The following is a 22,823-nucleotide window of genomic DNA, read 5'->3' as shown; positions in this document are numbered from 1 at the left end:
ATACTATCCCCTGTATGTACCCCCATAGGGTCAATATTTTCCATTGAGGTAACCATTATCACATTATCATCTACATCTCTCATCACTTCAAACTCTATCTCTTTCCAACCAAGAACAGATTGTTCAAGGAGGACTTCATGGATAGGACTTGTATCCAGAGCAAATTCTAATTTTTTCTCAAACTCTTCTATATTATATGCAACAGAACCGCCTGTACCTCCAAGTGTATAGGCAGGACGAAGAACAAGGGGGAAACCCAACTTTTTCCCTATTTCAAGCCCCTCATCAAAATTATATGCAAGTGCACTTTCAGGGACTTTAAGTCCTATTTCAATCATTGCTTTCTTAAAAAGTTCTCTGTCTTCTGCCCTCGCAATTACTTCTATATCTGCACCTATAACCTCAACACCATACCTTTCAAGCACACCTTCTCTTGCAAGAAATGTAGCAAGATTAAGTCCTGTCTGCCCTCCGAGTGTTGGTAATAAGGCATCCGGTCTTTCCTTATCAATTATTTTTGTTAGAACATCAACAGTAAGTGGTTCAAGGTATATGGAATCAGCCATTTCAGGGTCTGTCATAATCGTAGCAGGATTACTATTTACAAGAACTATGTTATACCCTTCTTCTCTCAATGATTTACATGCCTGAGAACCAGAATAATCAAACTCACATGCCTGTCCTATTACAATAGGACCTGAACCAATAATTATAACTTTTTTTATATCTTTCCTTTTAGGCATTTATTCTCCTTACACAAAAGAAAAAAATTCCTTTACAATATCTAATGCTGGAGTAAATGTAGTAGAGAGAATCTTATTTTTTCTATCACTGATACCTTCAACAGAACCGTCTGTAATATTAATAAATCTTATTCTGTTAATCAGTGAATTTTTATTAACTATAAAACTGTGTGCCTGGGATGTAATATATTTCCTGTTTTTTTCCATATCTTTAACAGGATGGTTTGTCCCATAATGGTTAACTTTTTCTCTCGCTATTTCTCCACCCATAGCAAGAGCAAGTGCAAGATGACCTGCACCAGAACCTATTATAGGAATCTTACCTATGAATCCTTTTATAATCTCTGCTGTTTTGAAAATTGTCTCTTCATCTTCAAAAGCAGAAGAAAGATATATCCATTCTGCACATTTAAGTACTTCTTTAATCTCCGAACAAAAACTCACATATAATAAATTATTGCCAAACGGCAAGGATTTTAAAATTTCTATTTCACTCCTTTTTGCAGGATGGACAACAGCAATATATGGACCCCCTACTTTTTCAATATTCTTTATATCAAGATAAAATCTTTTCTTTTCTTTCAATATATTCTGAACTTCTATTTCATCCACATCTGCAGGAGCAATTACTCCCTTTATCCCTTTATTCTCTCTTATTATTTCTGTGATATACTGGGTATCCACTCCTTCTACTACAGGAATTTTCTTATTGCATAAAAATTCCCTTAGAGAACATTTTGCACGGAAATTACTATAAATCTTACTATGTTCAGAGATGATAATACCGGAAGGGAATAATGTATCTGACTCTAAATCTTCATAATTTATACCATAATTCCCTATAAGTGGATATGTGAAACATACTATTTTCCCATAATATTCAGGACTGGTAAAAACCTTCTCATAACCAACAACCCTCGTATCAAAAATTATTTGTCCTGAACTTATTTCTCCCTCTATAAAAAAATCTCCTTCAAAAACATCTCCTGTTTCCAGTATAACTTTACTTTTCATCTCTCCTCCACACGTTTCCCTGTAAAACAGGAAAGACAAAGATAATTTGCCGGTAATCCTATTGCATCAATAAAGTCATCAAGAGTATTATATCTCAAACTATCTGCTCCTATCCGTTCTTTTATCTCATTCAAGGAAAATCGTTTTGCAGCAAGTTCCTTATAAGAACGGGTAGATATACCGTAAAAACAAGGGGCTATAAGTGGAGGGCAGGCAATCCTTACATGAACCTCTTTTGCACCTGCATTTTTCAACTCCATAACCTTAAACTGTATCTGTGTACCTCTAACAATAGAATCATCACAAAGAACTATTCTTTTCCCTTTCACATTGTCCTTTATCACAGAAAGTTTAATCCGTGCTTCTTCATCTCTCCTTTCCTGTGTTAATGGTGTATAACTTCTACTTGCAAACCTGTCTATAAGGAAGACCTCTTCATAAGGGAGTCCTGAAGTATGATGATATCCAAGTGCACATCCAATACCTGAAAAAGGAACAGGTGCAACTAAATCAGCAGATATCTTTCCATCTTTTTCTGCTAACCTTCTTCCAAAATTTTCTCTTGCTCTTATTACTGGAATCCCTTCAATAATAGAATCAATAGATGCAGTATATGCCCATTCAAAAGCACAGAAGGCAGGACTGGAATTTTTAATCTTTGTAAGTGTGGTAATACCTTTTTTATTTATAAATAATACCTCACCCGGTTCAACATCTCTGATAACTTCCATTCCTAAAATATCAAATGCTCTGGATTCAGAAGAAACAGCAATAGCACCAGCCCCTTTACCGATAATAAGTGGCTTAAAACCATAAGGGTCTCTCGCTGTATATATTCCTTCTTTTGTAAGTATAACAATACTGTATGCTCCTTTCACCCTTTCGCTCAATCGTACAATACCATTAAGAAAATCCTTTTCGTAAGAGATAAGTTTACCGATAAGTTCTATATCTGTCTCATTACTGAAGGAATGCCCTTCATTTTTTAACTGATTCCTTAACTTTACACTGTTCAGTATATTACCACTAAAAGCAATGGCAAACTTTCCCATTCTGGATATTAATATAACTGGCTGACGGTCCTTTAAACTTACATGTCCTATACCAGATGTGCCTTTCAGTGACTTAAGTTCTATATCTGTAAAGGTATGACGGACAAATCCTTTATGGGTAATAATATGGATATCTGTATTAGAGGATGTTGCTATACCACAATACCTCTGACCGCGATGCTGAAGTTTAAATATCCCATAGTATAAATCTTTTACTACCTGTTTATTATCGCTTCTGTACAATCCAAAAACACCGCAATTTTCTTCATTCATTACTTTTTAATATTACATTTTCTCTATGTTAATGTTTCTGTTCTCTTATTATATATACTCTATCGTACTCGGTGGTTTGGGTGTTATATCATATACTACTTTTACAACTCCTGGAACTTCCTTTAAAATTCTATCCCTCGCCTTGAAAAGAATCATCCATGGGATTTTACACGGACTGGCTGTTAGAGCATCTTTTGACTCTACTGCTCTAATGGCAATAATATCCCCCAATATCCTTTTACCATTCACTATACCTGTGGCTTTATCAGAAAGCAAAACTACAAGAACTTGAAAAACATTTTTACCTGTTATTGTCTCCTCTACTATTTTCGTTGCCTTTCTTATCTTTTCTACCTTTTCAGGAACAACTTCTCCTATTATCCTTGTTGCTAATCCAGGTCCTGGGAAGGGTCTTCTTTCTGCAAACTTATTCGGCAATCCCAATTTTTTAGCAACTTCCCTTACCTGATGTTTATAAAGTTCCTTTAAGGGTTCAACAACTTTCAGTCCAAAAGTGGAAGGATTAAGTCCTATCTGAGATAAAACATTGTGCTGTGTTTTTATTCCTTTCTGTGTTTCTACAATATCTGCTGCAATAGTCCCCTGAATAAGAAAATCCACAGAATAACTTTTCACTGCCTGTCCGAGTGTTCTATAAAAGGCATCTCTGAAAGCAATCCGTTTTTCTTCGGGGTCTATCTTCCCCTTCAATGCTTCAAAAAACCTGTCTTTTACATCCCAGACCTCAAGGTTTATTCCCATACTTTCAAAAAATTTCCTAACTTCTTCTGGTTCTCCCTCTCTCATAAGTCCATCATCAAGAAAAAGTACAACAACATTATTACCCAGTACCTTCTTTGCAAGTATTGCACAGGTCATACTATCAACACCACCTGATGTTGCTACTATCGCTCTGGAATTGCCTATTTTAACTTTAAGTTCTTTTTCTTTCTCTGATATAAATTTAGTAGGTGAGAAAGACATTTTTTTGACCTCCTTATGATTTTCTTCTTATTCTTCTTAAACAAATTATTCTACTGTATTATATAGTAATATGTCAAATTCCTCTCTGTTATTCAAAATCGGTTTTATCTTAAGAAAAAAGACAGGTACTTTCCATCTATACTCACTTAATTTCACATAGTCCTTTTCTGTCGTTATAAGATATTCTGCCCCTTTCTTTAGGAAGGTATCTTCCAGTTCTTTTATATCCTGTGTCTGATAATGGAAATGGTCGGGATATATAACTCCGTATATTTTTAATGGTGATACCGTTGATAATAAAGAGAAAAAACTAAAAGGATTTCCTGTCCCTGTAAAGGCAAGAAGCACTTTACCTTTTAATGAACTTAAAGGCAGATGTCCATTTATATTATTCTGTATGGAATCAATTTTATAATCCATAGTAAATACAGGTTTTCTATATCTTTTTAGATACCTTATAAGATTCTTACACCTCATAGTATCTACCATAGAAGAATGACTTATTATAAATACATCTGCCCTTTTAAGTTCTCTCTTAGGTTCTCTCAAAAGACCCGCTGGTATCAGAAAATTATTGTCAAAAGGATTTGTAGCATCTATAACTAAAATGTCCATATCTTTATAGATATGATGGCAGTGAAATCCATCATCCAGAATCACAATATCCTTTTTATTGCCAGAAAGCTCCTTATAAATCTCTTCTATCTTTTTACCTGTAATTGTTATTCCTGGTATATTCTGTTTTAACATAATTGCTTCATCTTCCATTGATGAATTTATCTGCCCTTTCTTATTGCCAGAAGAAGCCACAACGATATGTTTTCTATATCTCTGATAAAAATCTGCAATATACATTACTAGAGATGTTTTCCCTGTTCCACCAGCGGTGATATTTCCTACACTTATAACAGGAACTTCTAATCTTCTTATTCGGACAAAACACCTTTTCAGATATATAACTGCCAGATAACACAGAGAAAAAGGTATAAGATATATTGAGAGAACTTTAAAAAACAAATTGTTTCTTTGAAGAGTAAATCTCCTGTAGATATTGCTAAAAAAGGGTCTGCTCGTCCTCAATTTTAAAATCTCTACAGGGTATCTCCACTTTTCCAAATTCTCCATCATATCCAGGAACAATATTTATTCTCCCTTCTCTTACTTTACATATTCCATCAACAATATCTTCATCAATCTTTTTCCTTAACTCATCTTCTGGAAGATTGAGAAGTACAGTGAATTCAGAACCCGTTCTTTCAATAATCTCTATATACTTGTTTCTTACCTGAAGTGAATCTACATCCTTATTTAAAATACTTGCAATAATCTGGTCAAGTGGAACCATCTTTCGGAAAGGAACAAATTTGGATGGTTTTTCTCCATAGTTTCTATCAGATAATTCATAAACACGATTCATCACACCTATTGTCATTTTTCTACCACACACAGGACAGATATTGTTATTCTTTTTTGTCTCTTCAGGAGACATACAGACATTACAGTTTCTATGACCATCAAAATGATATTTCCCTTCCTCAGGAAAATATTCAACCGTTAGTAAAAAATTATTTGTATCTTTATCTCTCAAAAATTTTTTTAACTGATAAAAATCAAACCTGTCTGTAAATATATTGACTTCTCTCCCTATTTTTGTAGGAGAGTGTGCATCTGAATTAGAAATAAGCGAATATCTATCAAGAGATGAAACCATCCAGTTCATTTCGGGGTCACTGCTTAAACCTGTCTCAAGAGCAAAAACCTCATCTTCAAAATCTCCAAAACATTCATATATGGAGTTAAAACCGGAGTTAGACCCAAAAAGAGAAAAATGAGGTGTCCATATATGAGCGGGTACTATAAAACCTGCATCATCACTGTCTTTAAATATCTTTACAAACTCTTTAACATCCATTTGTAATATAGGTCTACCATCTATATTAAGGTCCGTATATCTCTCCAGAACTTTATTAAGCTTATCTGCCTTTGAAAAAGAAGATAGAAATATAATGAGATGTACCCTTTTTACTTTCCCCTTTCTATCTTCAAAGATATTACATACCTCTCCTGTAAGAATAAAGTCAATACCGTTGTAATGGTATATACCATCCCTGTCGGTCTCTACAAGAACTCGTGAAAGTTCATGGAACCATAAGAAGTGAGTGATATCACCTGTTCCGAGTAGGTTTATACCTTTATATTTTGCCCATCTTGTAAGTTCATCAAGATTCATATTTTTACTTGTAGCACGACTGTATTTAGAATGAATATGAAAGTCCGCTATATACATCTTTTTAACTCCCTGAACTCTAAATATAAAATTTTATAAAGTTCCACTAGCGACTGACATATAACTTTTGAACTGGAGATTACAGGCATAAAATTTGTATCTCCTTTCCATCTGGGGACTATATGAAAATGTATATGTCCTGCAACACCTGCACCTGCAATCTCTCCAAGGTTAATTCCTATGTTGAACCCTTCTGGGTTAATAACCTTTTTTATTATTTTTACTGATGCTTTTAGAAGAAAAAATATCTCTTTTTCCTCTTCCTCTTTCATCTTTTCTATACTGGCTATATGTCTATTAGGAACGACCATAAGATGTCCATTATTATATGGAAATGTATTAATAATCACAAAAGAATATTTACCTCTATATAGAATAAAATTTTTCCTGTCATTACTATCCTTGATTGCTTTACAAAGAAAACATCCCTTTTTTTTATCACCCTGTTTTATATATGCCATTCTCCATGGTGCCCATAAAATATCCATATATTTTTTCATTTCTCTCCCTTCAAACTGGATAAAATTACCTCTTTATTTTCTTTTATATATCGCTTGAGGTCTCTTTTTCTGTTCTTTATTATTCCATCCAGCACAAGTGATTCTAATCTCTCTTTTATCTCTCCTACCTTCCTGCCCGGAGAGATACTGAATAAATCCATTATAACATAACCATCTATTGCAAGTTTGAAAGAACTTATCTTATCCTTTCTGTTGATTTCTTTTATACGTTCCTCCAGTTGTGCTAATTTTTCAAGTGCATTTCTTACCCTTCCAGGATTATGACTTGTAAGGTCTGCCTTCGCAAGTGTAAAAAGTGGTCTTATATCCTTCCCCATCTCCCTTATAAATCTCCTGAGAGCATTATCCGTAGGATTCTCTTTAGCAAGTAGATGTGGCCTGAGATGAAACCTTATCATTCGTCCAATAAATTTCCCTTTATCTTCAGGTATATTGAATCTTTTACATATCTTATAAGCCATTTTCTGTCCGACAAATTCATGTCTATGGAAACTTACTTTACCATTTATTATCTGTAGAGTTGAAGGTTTCCCAATATCATGAAGCAACGCTGCCATTTTAAGATATATATTTTTTGTATGGGCACTGGTATTATCAAGAACCTTTAAGGTATGAGGAAATAATTCTTTACAGGGATGTTCTGTTTTTTTCTCTTTCAACGCAGATACTTCCGGAAGAATTATTTCCAGTGCACCTATCTCATCCAGTAGATAAAAACCTCTTGATGGTTCTTTTGCCTCCAATATCTTCAATATCTCTTCTGATATTCTTTCTGTACTGACTATATGGAGGCGTGATACATTTCTTTTCATACCATCCATTGTATGTTTTTCTATCTCAAATTTTAATCTTGTCGCAAACCTTATACCTCTCAATATTCTTAATGGGTCATCATAAAATGTCTTTTCTGGAGATACAGGAGTTCTTATTATCTTATTTTTAATATCCTGTCTTCCATTAAAAAAATCAATAATTTCTCCGGTAATAAGATTCTGTGCTATAGTATTAATAGTAAAATCCCTTCTTGCACAATCTTCTTCTATGGTCGCATTCTGAACATACGGTTTCCTCGAATTGTCAGGATAACTTTCCTTTCTTGCTGTTGCAAATTCAATCTTTATACCTGAAATTTCTATCATGGCTGTCCCAAATCTACCGTAAAAAACAGGCATTGGAAGGTGATATTCAATAGCAAAGTCCTTTGCAAAAGCAAGCGCATCCATTTCCATTACAATATCAATATCATTACTCTTTCGTCTAAGTAATCTATCCCTTATATATCCACCCACAAGATATGAAATGATTCCTTTCCTTTCTGAAAATTCTCCAAGCTTTTTTATAATATCCTCCGAAGAAAATTTTTTCATCTTTCTATTCCTATGATAGTCCCATCTATATCAGTTATTTCAATAGAAGTTCCTTTTAACAATTGTTTAACAACCTTTTTATTGACACAATTCAGAGAAACAGAAAGGCACTGTTGAACAGTAACACCTTTTCCGACCTTGACATAACCACCATACTTACCTGAAATAAGCACTCCTATATAACCCTTTTCTGATTTAAAAAGCCGTGCTTCTGCAGGAATTTTGGAGAATTTAATAGAAGAGGGGTCTCTGAGAGTACAAATTCTAAATCTTTTAATCTGACCATCCGGAGCAGCAATTTTTACACTTCTCACCTCAACTATATTAATTCCTACAAAACCATCCCTGCATTTTTTCCATTCCATTAAATCATAAATTTTAGTTTATTTTATATAGTAAACTTTTATTTTATTATTATACCTTATATTGACTAATCTCTGAAAAGTTCGTAAAATAGAAATGGAGGTGGAATTGAATGAAGAAGGAACTAATGGTTTTACTTGAGTACTGGGAAAAAGAAAAAGGTATAGATAAAGCATTTTTACTTTCTGCCCTGGAAAGTGGACTGTTAACGGTATATCGCAAAAAAGCAAAGATGGATGAAGGTATAAGTATAAAGATAGATCCTGATACAGGGGACATTAAGTTTCTCAATGAAAAGGGTGAAGTAATACCACCTCCTTCTTTTCCATGGGAACGTATAGCAGCACAGACAGCAAAACATGTCATTATGCAACGGCTGAGGGAAGCAGAAAAATCCACTATATACAATGAATTCAAGAAATTAGAAGGTACTGTAGTAAGTGGACGGGTGGAAAGATTTGAAGAAGATAATATTGTAGTGTCTTTAGGAAAAGCTGAGGGACTTCTTCCACATCTCCATAGATTAGAAAATGACCACTTCAAGGTAGGTAGTCCTATAAACGCTTATATACTGGAAGTTAGAAAGCCCAATAAAGGAATCTATCAGATAATCCTTTCCAGAACACATCCTGATTTTGTAAGGTGTCTTTTAGAAAAAGAGGTCCCCGAAATTACAGAAGGGATTGTACAAATTAAAGATATAGCACGATTTCCTGGTGACCTTGTAAAAATCGCTGTATTTTCAACTGACTCTAAAATTGACCCTGTTGGAACATGTGTTGGAGAAAAAGCAAGTAGAATAAAAAACATAATGAAAGAATTAAGCGGAGAGAAGGTAGAGATTATACTATGGGATAAAGATATAAATAAATATATCCTGAACTCTTTAAGCCCTGCAACAGGGAAAAAAGTTATAATACACGAGAGGAAAAAAGAAGCGATAGTAGTTGTTGAAGATAGTCAGGTGTTCCTAGCTGTCGGGAAAAAAGGACAAAATGTACGGCTTGCTTCAAAACTCACTGGCTGGGATATAAGAGTTGTCAGGGAAAGTGAATATGCAGCAGGAGGAAAACCTGCTATTTCTGTAATAGAAGGCATGGATGAAACAATTGCTACTGAACTGGCAAAGTATGGGTTTGGCTCAATAAAATCTCTTTCAGAAGCAGATGTGGAAGAATTAAAAAAGATACCTTCCATTAGTGAAGATATGGCTGAACAACTTATAAAAAAAGCAAAAGAATACAGAGAAAAGATAATTAAGGAAAACAATGAAAGTAAGGGACAAAGCGAAGAAACTCAAGATGCAGGGTAAGGATTTTCTTGCCCTGCTGGAGAAAAATTTAGGAATTAAAGGCAAGAAAACAGTAAGTGTTCTGTCGGATGAAGAGATAGAAAAAATTGACAGATATATTGAGAATAAATTGAAAGAGCCGAAAGATAAACGAACAGGGGAAAAAAAAGAAAAAAAAGGGGAAACTACTGAAAAACATAAGAAGAAGGTGCTATCCAAGAAGAAAAAAGAGACGCCATCAAAAACAATCTCCCGGGAGAAAAAAAGAAAAACAACCCATAAAGCAAAAAGTGTAAAAACTAAAAAAGAAGATATAGAAAAAATACCAGAAACTGTAATACAAACAGAAGAAATTAGCCCACCTGTTACAGAAATTACAGAAAAAACAACTACTGAAGAAGTAAAACCAAATGTTCTCTTGCAAGGGACAGAGAATATAAAACAACTTGCTGAGAAAATTGCAATACCAGCAAACGAAATCATAAAATTTTTCCTTACAAAAGGGATTGTGCTAAATATCAACCAGTGTCCAGGGAAAGAAAATATTAAAAATTTGTGTGAATACTTTGGTTTGAAAACAGAGTTCGTTACACCTGCAATAGAAAAAAAACCTGTTGTAGAAAAAGAAAAACTACTTGTACCGCGTGCCCCTGTTGTTACGATTATGGGACATGTAGACCACGGTAAAACAACTATACTTGATACTATCAGAAAAAGTCGTATAGCAGACAAAGAATATGGACAGATTACTCAGAAAATCGGAGCATATAAACTTAATACTTCTAAAGGTTCTATTGTCTTTCTTGATACGCCAGGACATGAAGCATTTACATCTATGAGAGCACGAGGTGCGATGATTACAGATATAGTTGTTCTGGTTGTTGCCGCTGATGAAGGGGTAAAACCACAAACAGTTGAAGCGATAAATCATGCAAGGTCTGCAAATGTCCCCATCATAGTAGCAGTGAACAAGATAGATAAACCCAATGTCAATCCGGATAAAGTGAAGAAACAACTTGCTGAACACAAACTTATTCCAGAAGAATGGGGTGGAGATACAATATTTGTTAATGTTTCAGGTCTAACAGGACAGGGGATAGAAGATTTGCTTGATATGATAATTCTTTTAGGAGAGATGCTTGAATTGAAAGCATCTCCAGAAGGCAGAGCAGATGGAATAGTTATTGAATCATATATTGACAAAACGAAAGGTCCTATTATAAATGTGCTTATAAGAAATGGGGAACTGAAAACCGGTGATTTTTTTGTAGCAGGAGCTATTAAGGGAAAAGTTAGAGCAATTATAGACGACTGGGGAAGACGGCTTGAAAAAGTCGGACCTTCAACCCCTGTTGAGATATTAGGGGGTGAGGGAGTAGCAAACCCTGGAGAAGATTTTCATGTTGTAGAGTCAGAAAAGATTGCGAGGGAGATTATAGAACAAAGGAACTATAGAACTGCTGGAAAAGAAATATCTACAAGGAAGATAACACTTGAAAATCTTTACAAAGAAATTCAGAAGGGTGGATTGAAAGAATTAAAATTGATATTGAAGACGGATTATGTGGGAACAATTGAAGCAATAAGAAATATTATTGAAAAGATACCAACAAGTGAGGTTAAAATTGATATAATCCATTCAGAAACAGGGGCAGTATCAGAATCAGATATTCTTTTGGCTTCTGCTTCAAATGCGATTGTGTTAGGTTTTAATGTCCCTGTATTACAAAAAGCGGAAGAACTTGCTAAAAGTGAAGGCGTAGAAGTTAGAACTTACAGGATTATCTATGAACTTGCTGATGAGATAAGAAGAGCTGTTGAAGGCATGTTGGAACCGGAAGAAAAGGAAGTTCTATCAGGACAGGCACAGGTAAAAAAGGTCTTCCGTCTTTCAAATAATGAGTGTGTTGCAGGATGCCTTGTGGTTAACGGAGTGATTACGAGAGATTCTATCGCTAAAATTATAAGGAATGGTACTGTTATATACCAGGGGAGTATATCCAGTTTAAAAAGGTTCAAAGAGAATGTAAAAGAAGTAAAACAAAATACTGAATGTGGAATAGGAATAGAAAAATTCTCTGACTTCCAGGAAGGAGATATTATCCAGTCGTATATAAAAACTAAAGTAGCGAGGAAAATTTAAGTGTTTAAAAGGAGAACATAGAAATGGAAGAATGTATCTTCTGTAAAATAGTCAGGGGAGAAATGAAATGTAGCAGTGTCTATGAAGATAATGACTTCATTGCTTTCCGTGATATAAACCCTCAGGCACCTATCCATATCCTTATAATTCCTAAAAAACACATTGCGAAACTTTATGATACAGAGGATATATCTATACTGGGACAGTTATTAAATATCGCTACGAAACTTGCAAAAAAAGAAGGAATAGAAGAAAACGGATATAGAATTGTTATAAACACCAACCGTAATGCTGGACAGAGTGTTGAACATCTCCATCTGCATCTATTAGGAGGCAGGGTTATGCAATGGCCTCCTGGTTGATATTTCTGATAATCAGTGAATATTCATATGGTTAAAGAAATAAAACTAAAAAATATTAAAATTGGAGGGGAAAATATCTTCTGTCTTATAGCCGGTCCCTGTGTTATAGAAAATGAAAAGATTGTATTTGATACTGCTGAATATCTTAAAAAGATATGTGAGAAAGAAGATATCCCCTTCGTATTCAAAGCATCATTTGACAAGGCAAACAGGTCTTCTATCAGTTCATTTAGAGGGCATGGAATGAAAAAGGGGCTTGAAATACTTGCAAAAGTCAAAAAGAAATTTGAAATACCTGTTACAACTGATGTACACTGTCAAACTCAGATAATGCCGGTTGCTGATGTAGTTGATATAATTCAGATACCTGCCTTCCTCTGCAGACAGACAGACCTCCTTGTTACTGCAGGTAAAACTGGAAAGGCAGTTAATGTAAAAAAAGGTCAATTCCTTTCACCATGGGAAGTAAAAAACATAATAGAGAAAGTTATCTCAACAGGTAACCAAAAAGTGCTTATTACTGAACGTGGAACAAGTTTTGGATATAACAACCTTGTATCTGATTTCCGTGCTCTACCTATAATGAGAAGTTTTGGATACCCTGTAATATTTGATGTTACTCATAGTGTTCAACAACCTGGTGGACTGGGAAAAAGTTCTGGAGGGAACAGGGAATTTGTTCCTTATCTTGCAAAAGCTGCCATAGCGGTTGGCTGTGATGGAATATTTGCTGAGGTTCATCCCGACCCTTCAAAAGCATTGTCAGATAGTTCCAATATGCTAAACTTAAAAGAGATGGAGATACTTCTGACAGAACTTAAATCTATATATCTTGCTTTATCTGGAAATAAAAAGAATAGTTGATGAATAATAAAGATATTATTGATTCTATATTGATTCTATAGAGTATATATGAAAACGAATATGAAGAAAATGGATTTATTAAATTATGCTAAAAATGTTATTGATACAGAATGCCAGAATTTAAAAAACATACGTAATCATCTGGGTAACGATTTTATAAATGCACTTGATACAATTTCTCATTGTAAAGGCAAGATTATACTTACAGGTATGGGGAAAAGTGGTATTATATGTCGTAAAATCGCAGGTACATTTTCCAGTTTAGGGATACCTTCTGTATTTTTACACCCAGGAGATGCTGTCCATGGAGACCTCGGTACTGTTTCAAAAAACGATATAGTTATGGTTGTTTCAAACAGTGGAGAGACAGAAGAGATATTAAGAATACTGCCTTCTATAAGAAAGATAGGAGCGGTTGTCATATCTCTTACCTGTTCAAAAAATTCTTCATTAGGAAGATACAGTGATATTGTAATAGAAACAGGAGATATTAAGGAAGCAGATGTCTTCGGTATGATACCATCTTCAAGTACAACCTGCGCATTGGTCCTCGGAGACGCAATGGCATTATCGTTAATGCGTATAAAAGGTGTTCAGAAACGTGACTTTGCATTTTTCCATCCTGCAGGGAATCTGGGGAAAAGGTTGATGCTGAAAGTTAAAGATGTTATGCATAAAGGAAAAGAGATTCCTTTTGTAGGCAAGGATGCTAAAATATCTGACGTCGTAAGAGAAATAACTGAAAAGAATCTTGGGTTTACCCTCGTCAGTGATAAAAATGGAAGGGTGGCAGGTATTATCACAGATGGTGATATAAGACGACTGCTAAATAAAAAAACAGATATCTCTGATGTAAAGGCAGAAGAGTATATGACAAAACAACCAAAAACCATAGATGAAGAATGTCTTGCTGTAGAGGCATTGAGTATAATGGAAAAATTAGAAATTACCTGTCTTGTAATACTTAACAAAGATAGAAAAGCAAGGGGAGTTGTACACTTACATGACTTACTTGGAAAAAAAGAGTTCAAAATTGAATATTGAAAATATAAAAGTTGTTGCAACTGATATTGATGGTGTTTTAACAAACGGAAAGATTTTCTATTTCAAAGGGGAGATATACCGCAATTTTAACACAAAAGATGGAACTGGTTTTAAACTACTTTCAATAGCAGGTATAAAAACAATAGTTATAAGTGCCAAGAAATCAGAAGAGACCAAAAAACGGTTTTCTGAAATTAAAGTTGACTGTTATATTGAAGGTGTAGAGAATAAACTCTCAGCGATAGAAAAATTTATAACAAAGAAAGGTATAAGATGGCAAGAGATATGTTATATCGGTGATGACCTCCAAGATTTTAATATAATGAAGCAAGCAGGGTTTTCTGTTGCTCCTTATAATGCCTGTAAAGAGATTAAAAATATCGCTGACTATATATGTAAGAAAGCCGGAGGGGATGGTGTATTCAGAGAGACGGTTGAAGTCATTCTAAAAGGGAAAGGTGTATGGGAAAACATTCTAAAAAAGTTTTTAGCATCATTATAGTTTTACTTCTGATATGTGGATGTGTTAGAAAAGAAGAAAATAAAGCATTAGAAAAACCAGAAGAAGAGATAAAAAACTTTACATTGAAACAATTTACAGACAAGAGGGCTGGCTTTGTTTTAGAGGGTGAAAGTGCTGAAATCTCTTCCCAAGAAGCATCAATAAACACTCCACAATTATCACTCTCAACAGGAACAGAGATTATAGAAATATCAACAGGGAAAGAAGGTTCTGGTGAAATTAAAATAGACCCTGACGAAAAGAAAGTCAAAACCATTATAATTACAGGTAATATAAAAATTGTCTACAGAGATATAAAAACGAAAGATATAACAATGGAAGGCAGTTGTAAAAAACTTACTTATAGAGAAACAGAAAAAACTATTATTATGGAGATATCCCCTATTATAAAACGGGGAGACAATTATTTTTCTGGAGACATAATGTACTATAATCTTGAGAAAAACTCTCTTGATATTAAAGGGAATGTAAATGCACAGATATATACAGAAAAAAGTTCTCATTAGTATTTTATTATTTACAGGTATGGTTTTCTGTCAGGATATAAGGGTATGTGTTAAAAAATATGGAAATAATCTGACTATTAATACCCTTGATATAGAAAACTATCTTGTAGGAGTTCTTTCAAAAGAGATGGATTCTCTCTGGCCTGAAGAAGCATTAAAAGCACAGGCGGTTGTATCTCGTACATTTGCTGTATATATGATAAATGAGAGTAGAAAAAAAGAACTTCCATACGATATTGAGAATTCTATATTCCATCAGGTATATGATGCAAATTGCTGTGAAAAAATAGAAAAAGCAGTAAAAGATACAGAAGGAGAGATTTTAACTTATAATGGAAATATTGTTCAGGTATTTTTCCACGCTACCTGCGGTGGACATACGGCAAAAACATCGGATGTATGGGGAGGAAGTTATTTTCACATCTCTTCAGTAGAAGATCCTTACTGTATTGAAAGCCCCTACTCTTTATGGAAAAAGTCATTCTCACAGGAAAAACTATCAAAAATACTGGGATTGCCATATATTGAAAAGATATCTATTGAAAAAAGAGATAATACAGGTCGTGTGATTTCCTTGAGATTAGCAGGAAAAGATGGTAAAATTATAAACCTGACGGGACATAGATTCAGGATGATGGTTAATGGAAATAAATATGTATCTTTCAATAATCCTGAAATAATTCCCAGTACAAATTTTAATATAAAGAGAGAGAATAATTTTTTTATATTTGAGGGTAGAGGTTATGGACATGGAGTCGGAATGTGCCAGTGGGGCGCAAAAAAGATGGCAGAAAATGGCTGGGATTATAAACAGATACTAAAGTATTACTTTCCTGAAATGGAATTGTCACGTATTGAATAATATGGAGGTGCTAATGGAAATAAAAATTCACTCAGCAGTTCCTATAGATAAAGGATTTGAAGAGTATATTAGAGATAAATTTGAACGGTTGAGAAAATTTCTCTTTGATGAGGGACATGCTGAATTTCATATAAAAAAAGAAGGGGCTATCTACATCAGTGAAATAAAAATTCATTCTAAAAGTTATAATATCTTTCTCAAAGATGAGGATAATGATATGAATAGAAGTGTTGAAAAATTGTTTGATAGAGCAAAAATGCAGACAAGAAAGATGCATGATAAAGTAGTGGCAAAAAACTATAAAATATAACTGAAAAAGGAGAGGACAGGATGAAAATAACAGATTTTTTGAAGGATGATTGTATATTAATAGGGATTAAGAGTAGAGAAACAAAAGGAGCAATTGCAGAATTACTGGACCTATTGAAAAAGAGAGGATACATCAACAATACTGATGAAATACTTGAGAGTGTACTGGAAAGAGAAAAGTTAGGTTCAACTGGGATAGGAGGCGGTATTGCAGTTCCACATACCAAGACAGACCAGATTGAAAATCTTGTAGGAGCAGTTGGTATCTCAGAAAATGGCGTTTCTTTTGATGCTCTTGATGGTGAACCTGTTTACATTATCTTTCTCATACTGGCACCTACAAAATCCATAGGGCTGCATCTTAAAGCACTTGCAAAGATAGCGCGGCTGCTCAAGGATAAAACATTCAGGAATGCTTTACGTAAGGCATCTTCACCTGTAGAAGTTTTCAATATCATAAAAGAAGATGAAGAAAAATTAACTACTATATCATAAAGATTATAGTAAAATTTGCTTTTCATGACAATGAAAAAAATAAAAGGGATAGGTATCTCTCCCGGTATTGCTATTGGAAAAGCATTTGTTCTTGAATCCTATTCTTTACAGGACACAGAATATACTATTGATAAGTCCACCATAGAAAAAGAAATAGCACGATTTCATGATGCAATCAATACATCGGAATCCCAGATTGAGGAACTCAAACAAACATTTGAAAAAGAGGTTGGTACTAAGTATGCAGATATATTTTCATTTCATCTTGCACTCCTGAAAGATAAATTGTTCAAAAGTGAAGTAGAAAGGATTATAAAAGAAGAAAAGGTAAACAGCGAGAGTGCAGTCAGGAAAGTAATAAATCAAATAAGTAGAATATTCAAAAAAGAAGAAAAGGATTTTCATCAAGACAGAAGAAGGGATATATTAGATGTTATTGAAAGAATTATTCATAATCTTCGGGGTTCTTCTTATACAGGAATAAAAATATTCTCTGATGAAATAATCGTTGCAAGAGACCTATCCCCCAGTCAAACTGTCTCAATTAATAAAAGTTATATTAGAGGATTTATAACAGCAATAGGGAGTGAAACATCACACACAGCAATAATTGCAAAAGCACTGGAAATTCCAGCAGTGGTTGCTGGGGAAAAGATAATAACAGAGATAAAAACCGGTGATACTGTGATTATAGATGGGTATACAGGAGATGTTATAATAAAGCCCTCAAAAAATATCATTGATGATTATAAAAAGAAGCAGGAACAATTATCAATGCGGAAAAAACAACTACTCTTTCTCAGAGATAAACCTTGCGAAACAATAGATGGTAAAAGGATATTCCTGCATGCTAACATAGAACTTCCAGAAGAAGTAGAGGCAGCCAAAAAATATGGAGCAGATGGAATTGGACTTTATAGAACAGAATATCTATATCTCAATAGGAATGACCTTCCTACAGAAGAGGAACACTTCATCGCATATAAAAAAGTGGCTGAAAAGATAGGAACGGAAAAACCTGTCATTATAAGAACAATAGATATTGGAGGAGATAAATTTGTATCTGTCCTTTCTATAAGGAAAGAACTTAATCCTTTTCTCGGGTGGCGAGGAATAAGATTTTCTTTAGAAAGACAGGATATTTTTGAAACCCAATTAAGGGCAATTCTGATGGCTTCTGTTTATGGGAATTTAAAGGTGATGTTTCCTATGGTTTCAACAATAGAAGAGGTAAGAATGTCTCATAAAATACTACAAAAGGTAAAAAATGACCTTAAAAAAGAGAAAAAACATTTTAAGGAAGATATTGAAGTAGGGATAATGGTAGAAACACCTTCAGCAGCCCTTATAACTGATAAACTTGCAGTAGAATCTGACTTCTTCAGTATCGGTTCAAATGACCTGGTGCAGTATACACTCGCAGTTGACAGGAGTAATGAAAAGATATTGCACCTTTATCAACCATGCCATCCGTCTGTTATAAAACTTATACAACTTACTATTGAAAACGGAAAGAGAAAAGGTATATGGACCGGCCTTTGCGGAGAGATGGCTTCCATTCCTGAGATAGCATGTCTTCTTGTAGGTATGGGTATAGACGAGTTAAGTATGGCTCCGTCTGCAATCCCTGCAGTAAAAGAAAAGATAAGGTCTGTAAAATATACTACTATGGTAGAAATTTTAAAAGAGGTCATTTCATTTGAAACACATGAACAGGTCTATAAATATCTTTTAAACAGAATAAATGGAGGTTGAAATGGAATCTATGATAGAAAATATAAAAAAACTGGATAAACAGGATATGTTCAACAAACTTAAAGGATTTGCCTCTCAGTGTAAAGATGGTTATTCCTTTGTTATTCCTGAAATGCCTTTTAAGTCAATAGAAAAAGTTATCTTCTCTGGTATGGGTGGCTCTGCAATAGGAGGAGATATAATCTCTACTATTGCTTCTGAAAATTCTAAAATACCTACTTTTGTGAACAGGGACTATACACTTCCACTCTGGGCTTCGGATGCAAAAACACTGGTAGTGGCTATAAGTTATTCAGGTAATACTGAAGAAACACTCAGTGTTCTAAAAGAATCTATAAAAAGAAAAACTTCTATAGTATGTATCTCAAGTGGTGGAAAAATAGAAGAAATTGTTAAAGAAGAAAATATACCTTTTGTAAAGATACCTGCTGGATTTCCCCCAAGATGTGCATTAGGATATCTTTTCTTCTCCTGTTATAAAATAATGGAGCAAATCGGTGTTGTCCCTTCTGTAGAAAATAAAATTTTTACTGCAATGGCAAGATGGATTGAAAAATTCTTACCGGAAAATAAAGATAATTTAGCAAAACATCTTGCAGAAAAATTCTATAACAGAATCCCTTTACTCTATTCAAGTAATAAATTTCTACCTGTAATTACAAGGTGGAAAACACAGATTGCAGAAAATAGCAAAGCATTTGCTTTTATGAACGTCTTCCCTGAAATGAACCATAATGAGATTATGTCCTGGCGTTATCCTGAATGGTTTATAGAAAAGTGCCTACCTGTCTTTATAATATCTAAAAAGGAACATCCGAGAGTAAATTTAAGATTTGAGATAACTAAAGAGATTATTTTCAAGAAACAACCACAGATAATTAATTTAATAGCTGAAGGAGAATCTTTACTTGAAGAATTATTCTATCTGATTGTTCTCGGTGACTGGATAAGTTTCTATCTCGCTATTCTCAATAATGAAAATCCAACAGAGATAGCAGAGATAAACTTACTTAAACAAAAATTAGGAGGTTAAATATGAAAAATTCTTATCTTTTTACTTCAGAATCAGTTACAGAGGGACATCCGGATAAAATCTGTGACCAGATATCTGATTCTATACTGGATGAAGTACTCAAGCAGGATAAAAATGGAAGGGTTGCTTGTGAATGTCTTACAACAAGAGGACTTATTTTTGTTGCGGGAGAGATAACAACAACTGGTTATGTTGACATTCCTGGCGTTGTAAGAGAATTATTAAAAGACATAGGATATACTGATACCTCTTATGGATTTAACTTTGATTCCAGTGCTATCATTACATCCATTCAGAACCAATCCCCTGATATTGCACTTGGAGTTAATAAAGGTGGTGCAGGGGACCAGGGAATGATGTTCGGGTATGCGACTGATGAGACAGAAGAACTAATGCCAATGCCAATAATCCTTGCACATAAACTTGTCCGCCGTCTTGCAGAGGTAAGAAAAAAAGGAGAACTAAAATACTTGAGACCTGATGGAAAATCCCAGGTAACAGTCCGTTATGAAAATGGTATACCGAGGAGTGTTGAAAGTGTTGTACTTTCATCACAGCATAATCCCAGTGTCAGTCATAAAAAAATTAAGGAAGACCTTATAGAATTGGTTATAAAAAAAGTTATACCCTACGAGATGAGAAGTAAAAAAATGAAAATTTTTGTTAATCCTACAGGTAGATTTATCATAGGGGGACCACAGGCAGATACAGGAGTAACGGGGAGAAAAATAATAGTAGATACCTATGGTGGAGTAGGCAGTCATGGAGGAGGATGTTTTTCTGGTAAAGACCCAACAAAGGTTGACAGGTCTGCTTCCTATATTGCAAGATACCTTGCAAAAAACATAGTGGCATCAGGATTAGCAAAAAGATGTGAACTTCAAATTGCCTATGTAATAGGAATGAAACAACCCGTATCAATAATGGTAAACACTGAAAATACAGGGATAATACCTGATAATGAAATAGTGAAATTAATCAGAAATAACTTTGACCTTTCACCGTGGGGCATAATAAAAAAACTGGACCTTTTAAAACCAATATACAGAAAAACCGCCTGTTATGGCCACTTTGGTAGAGAAGAAGAAGGATTTACATGGGAAAAGAAGGATGCTATCAAAATCTTCCAGAAGGAGATAAGATGAACTATTCAATAAAGGATATAAAATTAGCAGAAGGAGGTAAGAAAAGGATTGAATGGGCATATCAGGATATGAAAGTTATGGGTTTGCTGAGAGACACCTATAAAAAGATTAAATCATTTAAGGGGATGCGGATAGGATGCTGTCTGCATATTACAACCGAAACAGCCAATCTTGTAATAACCCTTAAAGAAGCCGGAGCAGATATTTATCTATGTGCTTCAAATCCATTAAGCACTCAGGACGATGTGGCTGCCTGTCTTGTAAAATATGAAAAAATAAATGTCTTTGGAAAGTATGGGGACGACAAGAAGGCATATTATCAGAACATTAAAAATGTTATGGCAATAAAACCACATCTTGTGGTAGATGATGGATGTGATCTTATATCATCACTTCATAAAAATCCTGTATTTACAGAAAACCTTATAGGAGCTACAGAAGAGACAACAACAGGTGTAATACGTCTTAGAAATTTAGCAAAAAAAGGGATGTTAAAATTTCCTGTTATTGCAGTGAATGACGCTGATACAAAACATCTTTTTGATAATAGATATGGAACAGGTCAGTCAACTGTTGATGGAATACTTCGCGCTACCAATATTATGATAAGTGGGAAGATAGCAGTTGTATGTGGTTATGGATGGTGTGGTAAAGGAATAGCAAAACGTTTATCAGGAATGGGTGCCAGGGTTATTATTACTGAGATAGAACCAGTGAAGGCACTTGAGGCAATAATGGATGGATATTATGTTTTACCTGTATCAGAAGCAGTAAAAATCGGAGATATTTTCATAACTTCAACAGGAAATACAACAGTCATAGGGTTAAAGGATATAAAAAAGATGAAAGATGGTGCAATCCTCGCCAATGCAGGACATTTCAATGTAGAGATTGATGTAGCATCTCTTGAAAGTATTGCTAAAAAAAGGAAAATAAAAGAGTGTCTTGATGAATATATAATGCCCAGCGGGAAAAAAATTTATCTATTAGGAGAAGGACGACTTGTAAACCTTGCATGTGCTGAAGGGCATCCTTCTTGTGTTATGGATATGAGTTTTGCCAATCAGTTTTTATCTCTTGAATATCTTAAAAATCATCCTTCATTAAAACCAGAGGTATATAAAGTTCCTTCTGATATAGATAGAAAAGTTGCGGAGATGAAACTTAAAACAATGGGTATAAGAATAGACAAACTAACCTCTGAACAAAAAAAATATCTGGCTTCATGGGAAGCGGGAACATAAAAAAACAAAAAAACTCCCTTAAAATTGGAATAACTGGTATATTTGGTTCAGGAAAAACCACAGTGAGTTCTATCTTTAAGAAAAATGGAATTCCTGTAATATCCTGTGATGATATAGTCCATAATCTTTTGAAGAAAAAAGAGATTATAAATAAGATAAGTCTTGTCTTTGGAAAAGATGTCATAAACAAAGGTAAGATTGACAGACAACGATTGAGTAATATTGTGTTTTCTAATAATAAGGAAAGAAAAAAACTTGAAATGATTTTACATCCTTATGTTTTCAAAGAGATTGATAAAAAATTACTTGACTACAGCAGAAAAAAGAGTATAATAGCAATAGAAATTCCTTTATTGTTTGAAACAAAATCGGAAAAATTAGTTGATAAAATAGTTGTTGTCTCAGCATCCCACCAGAAAATCTCGCAACGGCTGGAAGGAAGATTTAGTAAAAAAGAGATAAAAGAAAGATGGAACGCACAAATCCCATTGAGAGAGAAAGAAAAAAAAGCGGACTATGTTATTGATAATTCAGGTTTTTACTCTAAAACATTTCAACAGGTTAAAGATATTATAAAAAAGTTAAAAGTTCTCACAGAATAAATACATTATCTATTCCTTAAAAAATCAAGGAGGCAATATAT

24 protein-coding genes are annotated in these 22,823 nt (G+C 34.2%); 15 read left to right on the top strand and 9 right to left on the bottom strand.

Translation table 11 applies throughout. From position 1 onward, the window contains the following. The 9 genes from N3D17_04775 to N3D17_04735 all read right to left on the bottom strand — a co-directional run. A partial coding sequence (locus tag N3D17_04775) for a carbamoyl-phosphate synthase subunit L (GenBank protein ID MCX8082690.1) occupies positions 1-743 on the bottom strand: 743 nt, incomplete at its 3' end. Positions 744-752: 9 nt separating this feature from the next. Continuing rightward, on the bottom strand, positions 753-1,757 hold the full coding sequence (locus N3D17_04770; GenBank protein MCX8082689.1) for a carbamoyl phosphate synthase small subunit: 1,005 nt from the start codon (positions 1,755-1,757) through the stop codon (positions 753-755). After that, positions 1,754-3,082: an amidophosphoribosyltransferase gene (gene purF, locus N3D17_04765; GenBank protein ID MCX8082688.1), complete on the bottom strand. Its 1,329-nt coding sequence runs from the start codon at positions 3,080-3,082 to the stop codon at positions 1,754-1,756. Before purF ends, N3D17_04770 begins: the two co-directional genes overlap by 4 nt. Before the next feature lie 48 nt (positions 3,083-3,130). Next, entirely contained in the window at positions 3,131-4,066 is a 936-nt protein-coding gene (locus N3D17_04760) for a 7-cyano-7-deazaguanine synthase (protein MCX8082687.1), read from the bottom strand. A 45-nt stretch (positions 4,067-4,111) separates the two neighbouring features. Continuing rightward, positions 4,112-5,083, bottom strand: coding sequence for a tetraacyldisaccharide 4'-kinase (lpxK, locus tag N3D17_04755; protein MCX8082686.1), 972 nt, complete (start codon positions 5,081-5,083; stop codon positions 4,112-4,114). A 37-nt stretch (positions 5,084-5,120) separates the two neighbouring features. Continuing rightward, on the bottom strand, positions 5,121-6,353 hold the full coding sequence (locus tag N3D17_04750) for an endonuclease Q family protein (GenBank protein MCX8082685.1): 1,233 nt from the start codon (positions 6,351-6,353) through the stop codon (positions 5,121-5,123). Beyond that, a complete protein-coding gene (locus N3D17_04745) occupies positions 6,344-6,841 on the bottom strand; it encodes an HIT domain-containing protein (protein MCX8082684.1) in 498 nt (165 codons plus the stop codon). Before N3D17_04745 ends, N3D17_04750 begins: the two co-directional genes overlap by 10 nt. 8 nt (positions 6,842-6,849) lie before the next feature. Beyond that, positions 6,850-8,241, bottom strand: a complete 1,392-nt coding sequence (locus N3D17_04740) for a CCA tRNA nucleotidyltransferase (protein ID MCX8082683.1) — start codon at positions 8,239-8,241, stop codon at positions 6,850-6,852. Next, positions 8,238-8,606, bottom strand: a complete 369-nt coding sequence (locus tag N3D17_04735; GenBank protein ID MCX8082682.1) for a hypothetical protein — start codon at positions 8,604-8,606, stop codon at positions 8,238-8,240. The genes N3D17_04740 and N3D17_04735 overlap by 4 nt, the downstream gene beginning before the upstream one ends. Positions 8,607-8,716: 110 nt before the next feature. Here N3D17_04735 and nusA point away from each other — a divergent pair, with 110 nt between their 5' ends. From nusA to coaE, 15 genes are read left to right on the top strand one after another with little or no spacing between them, the layout of a single operon-like run. After that, complete coding sequence (gene nusA / locus N3D17_04730) at positions 8,717-9,916, top strand: transcription termination factor NusA (protein ID MCX8082681.1); 1,200 nt, start codon at positions 8,717-8,719, stop codon at positions 9,914-9,916. Beyond that, entirely contained in the window at positions 9,873-12,038 is a 2,166-nt protein-coding gene (infB, locus tag N3D17_04725; GenBank protein MCX8082680.1) for a translation initiation factor IF-2, read from the top strand. The genes nusA and infB overlap by 44 nt, the downstream gene beginning before the upstream one ends. A gap of 23 nt (positions 12,039-12,061) precedes the next feature. Continuing rightward, a complete protein-coding gene (locus tag N3D17_04720) occupies positions 12,062-12,400 on the top strand; it encodes a histidine triad nucleotide-binding protein (protein ID MCX8082679.1) in 339 nt (112 codons plus the stop codon). A gap of 27 nt (positions 12,401-12,427) precedes the next feature. Continuing rightward, positions 12,428-13,264: a 3-deoxy-8-phosphooctulonate synthase gene (gene kdsA, locus N3D17_04715; protein ID MCX8082678.1), complete on the top strand. Its 837-nt coding sequence runs from the start codon at positions 12,428-12,430 to the stop codon at positions 13,262-13,264. 48 nt (positions 13,265-13,312) lie between these two features. Next, a complete protein-coding gene (locus N3D17_04710; protein ID MCX8082677.1) occupies positions 13,313-14,308 on the top strand; it encodes a KpsF/GutQ family sugar-phosphate isomerase in 996 nt (331 codons plus the stop codon). Next, on the top strand, positions 14,298-14,810 hold the full coding sequence (locus N3D17_04705) for an HAD hydrolase family protein (protein ID MCX8082676.1): 513 nt from the start codon (positions 14,298-14,300) through the stop codon (positions 14,808-14,810). The genes N3D17_04710 and N3D17_04705 overlap by 11 nt, the downstream gene beginning before the upstream one ends. After that, positions 14,771-15,337 (top strand): hypothetical protein, encoded by a 567-nt coding sequence (locus N3D17_04700; protein MCX8082675.1) that lies wholly within the window; start codon positions 14,771-14,773, stop codon positions 15,335-15,337. Before N3D17_04705 ends, N3D17_04700 begins: the two co-directional genes overlap by 40 nt. After that, positions 15,303-16,199, top strand: coding sequence for a SpoIID/LytB domain-containing protein (locus N3D17_04695; protein ID MCX8082674.1), 897 nt, complete (start codon positions 15,303-15,305; stop codon positions 16,197-16,199). The genes N3D17_04700 and N3D17_04695 overlap by 35 nt, the downstream gene beginning before the upstream one ends. Before the next feature lie 13 nt (positions 16,200-16,212). Next, positions 16,213-16,509, top strand: a complete 297-nt coding sequence (locus tag N3D17_04690) for an HPF/RaiA family ribosome-associated protein (GenBank protein ID MCX8082673.1) — start codon at positions 16,213-16,215, stop codon at positions 16,507-16,509. 20 nt (positions 16,510-16,529) lie between these two features. Beyond that, positions 16,530-17,003, top strand: a complete 474-nt coding sequence (locus N3D17_04685; protein MCX8082672.1) for a PTS sugar transporter subunit IIA — start codon at positions 16,530-16,532, stop codon at positions 17,001-17,003. A 30-nt stretch (positions 17,004-17,033) separates the two neighbouring features. Next, entirely contained in the window at positions 17,034-18,758 is a 1,725-nt protein-coding gene (gene ptsP / locus N3D17_04680; protein MCX8082671.1) for a phosphoenolpyruvate--protein phosphotransferase, read from the top strand. Position 18,759: 1 nt separating this feature from the next. After that, entirely contained in the window at positions 18,760-19,791 is a 1,032-nt protein-coding gene (locus tag N3D17_04675; GenBank protein ID MCX8082670.1) for a bifunctional phosphoglucose/phosphomannose isomerase, read from the top strand. Positions 19,792-19,793: 2 nt separating this feature from the next. Further along, the gene (metK, locus tag N3D17_04670) at positions 19,794-20,936 is read left to right on the top strand and encodes a methionine adenosyltransferase (GenBank protein MCX8082669.1); all 1,143 of its coding nucleotides are present in this window, start codon (positions 19,794-19,796) and stop codon (positions 20,934-20,936) included. Continuing rightward, on the top strand, positions 20,933-22,180 hold the full coding sequence (gene ahcY, locus N3D17_04665) for an adenosylhomocysteinase (GenBank protein ID MCX8082668.1): 1,248 nt from the start codon (positions 20,933-20,935) through the stop codon (positions 22,178-22,180). Before metK ends, ahcY begins: the two co-directional genes overlap by 4 nt. After that, positions 22,162-22,782: a dephospho-CoA kinase gene (gene coaE / locus N3D17_04660; GenBank protein MCX8082667.1), complete on the top strand. Its 621-nt coding sequence runs from the start codon at positions 22,162-22,164 to the stop codon at positions 22,780-22,782. The genes ahcY and coaE overlap by 19 nt, the downstream gene beginning before the upstream one ends. Positions 22,783-22,823: the final 41 nt, after the last annotated feature.

This window comes from bacterium (assembly GCA_026414725.1).
In the GTDB taxonomy this organism is placed as follows: Bacteria; Ratteibacteria; UBA8468; order B48-G9; family JAFGKM01; genus JAAYXZ01.
The sequence above is the reverse complement of the archived record's forward strand: the minus strand, read 5'-3'. Positions and strand labels throughout refer to the sequence as shown.

Bases quoted from the DNA above. Each gene is read 5' to 3' on its own strand.
- N3D17_04770 (MCX8082689.1), bottom strand. From the start codon at position 1,757: ATGAAAAGTAAAGTTATACTGGAAACAGGAGATGTTTTTGAAGGAGAT.
- purF (MCX8082688.1), bottom strand. From the start codon at position 3,082: ATGAATGAAGAAAATTGCGGTGTTTTTGGATTGTACAGAAGCGATAAT.
- N3D17_04760 (MCX8082687.1), bottom strand. From the start codon at position 4,066: ATGTCTTTCTCACCTACTAAATTTATATCAGAGAAAGAAAAAGAACTT.
- N3D17_04750 (MCX8082685.1), bottom strand. From the start codon at position 6,353: ATGTATATAGCGGACTTTCATATTCATTCTAAATACAGTCGTGCTACA.
- N3D17_04745 (MCX8082684.1), bottom strand. From the start codon at position 6,841: ATGGATATTTTATGGGCACCATGGAGAATGGCATATATAAAACAGGGT.
- N3D17_04740 (MCX8082683.1), bottom strand. From the start codon at position 8,241: ATGAAAAAATTTTCTTCGGAGGATATTATAAAAAAGCTTGGAGAATTT.
- N3D17_04735 (MCX8082682.1), bottom strand. From the start codon at position 8,606: ATGGAATGGAAAAAATGCAGGGATGGTTTTGTAGGAATTAATATAGTT.
- nusA (MCX8082681.1), top strand. From the start codon at position 8,717: ATGAAGAAGGAACTAATGGTTTTACTTGAGTACTGGGAAAAAGAAAAA.
- infB (MCX8082680.1), top strand. From the start codon at position 9,873: ATGAAAGTAAGGGACAAAGCGAAGAAACTCAAGATGCAGGGTAAGGAT.
- N3D17_04720 (MCX8082679.1), top strand. From the start codon at position 12,062: ATGGAAGAATGTATCTTCTGTAAAATAGTCAGGGGAGAAATGAAATGT.
- kdsA (MCX8082678.1), top strand. From the start codon at position 12,428: ATGGTTAAAGAAATAAAACTAAAAAATATTAAAATTGGAGGGGAAAAT.
- N3D17_04710 (MCX8082677.1), top strand. From the start codon at position 13,313: ATGAAAACGAATATGAAGAAAATGGATTTATTAAATTATGCTAAAAAT.
- N3D17_04700 (MCX8082675.1), top strand. From the start codon at position 14,771: ATGGGAAAACATTCTAAAAAAGTTTTTAGCATCATTATAGTTTTACTT.
- N3D17_04695 (MCX8082674.1), top strand. From the start codon at position 15,303: ATGCACAGATATATACAGAAAAAAGTTCTCATTAGTATTTTATTATTT.
- N3D17_04690 (MCX8082673.1), top strand. From the start codon at position 16,213: ATGGAAATAAAAATTCACTCAGCAGTTCCTATAGATAAAGGATTTGAA.
- N3D17_04685 (MCX8082672.1), top strand. From the start codon at position 16,530: ATGAAAATAACAGATTTTTTGAAGGATGATTGTATATTAATAGGGATT.
- ptsP (MCX8082671.1), top strand. From the start codon at position 17,034: ATGAAAAAAATAAAAGGGATAGGTATCTCTCCCGGTATTGCTATTGGA.
- N3D17_04675 (MCX8082670.1), top strand. From the start codon at position 18,760: ATGGAATCTATGATAGAAAATATAAAAAAACTGGATAAACAGGATATG.
- metK (MCX8082669.1), top strand. From the start codon at position 19,794: ATGAAAAATTCTTATCTTTTTACTTCAGAATCAGTTACAGAGGGACAT.
- ahcY (MCX8082668.1), top strand. From the start codon at position 20,933: ATGAACTATTCAATAAAGGATATAAAATTAGCAGAAGGAGGTAAGAAA.
- coaE (MCX8082667.1), top strand. From the start codon at position 22,162: ATGGGAAGCGGGAACATAAAAAAACAAAAAAACTCCCTTAAAATTGGA.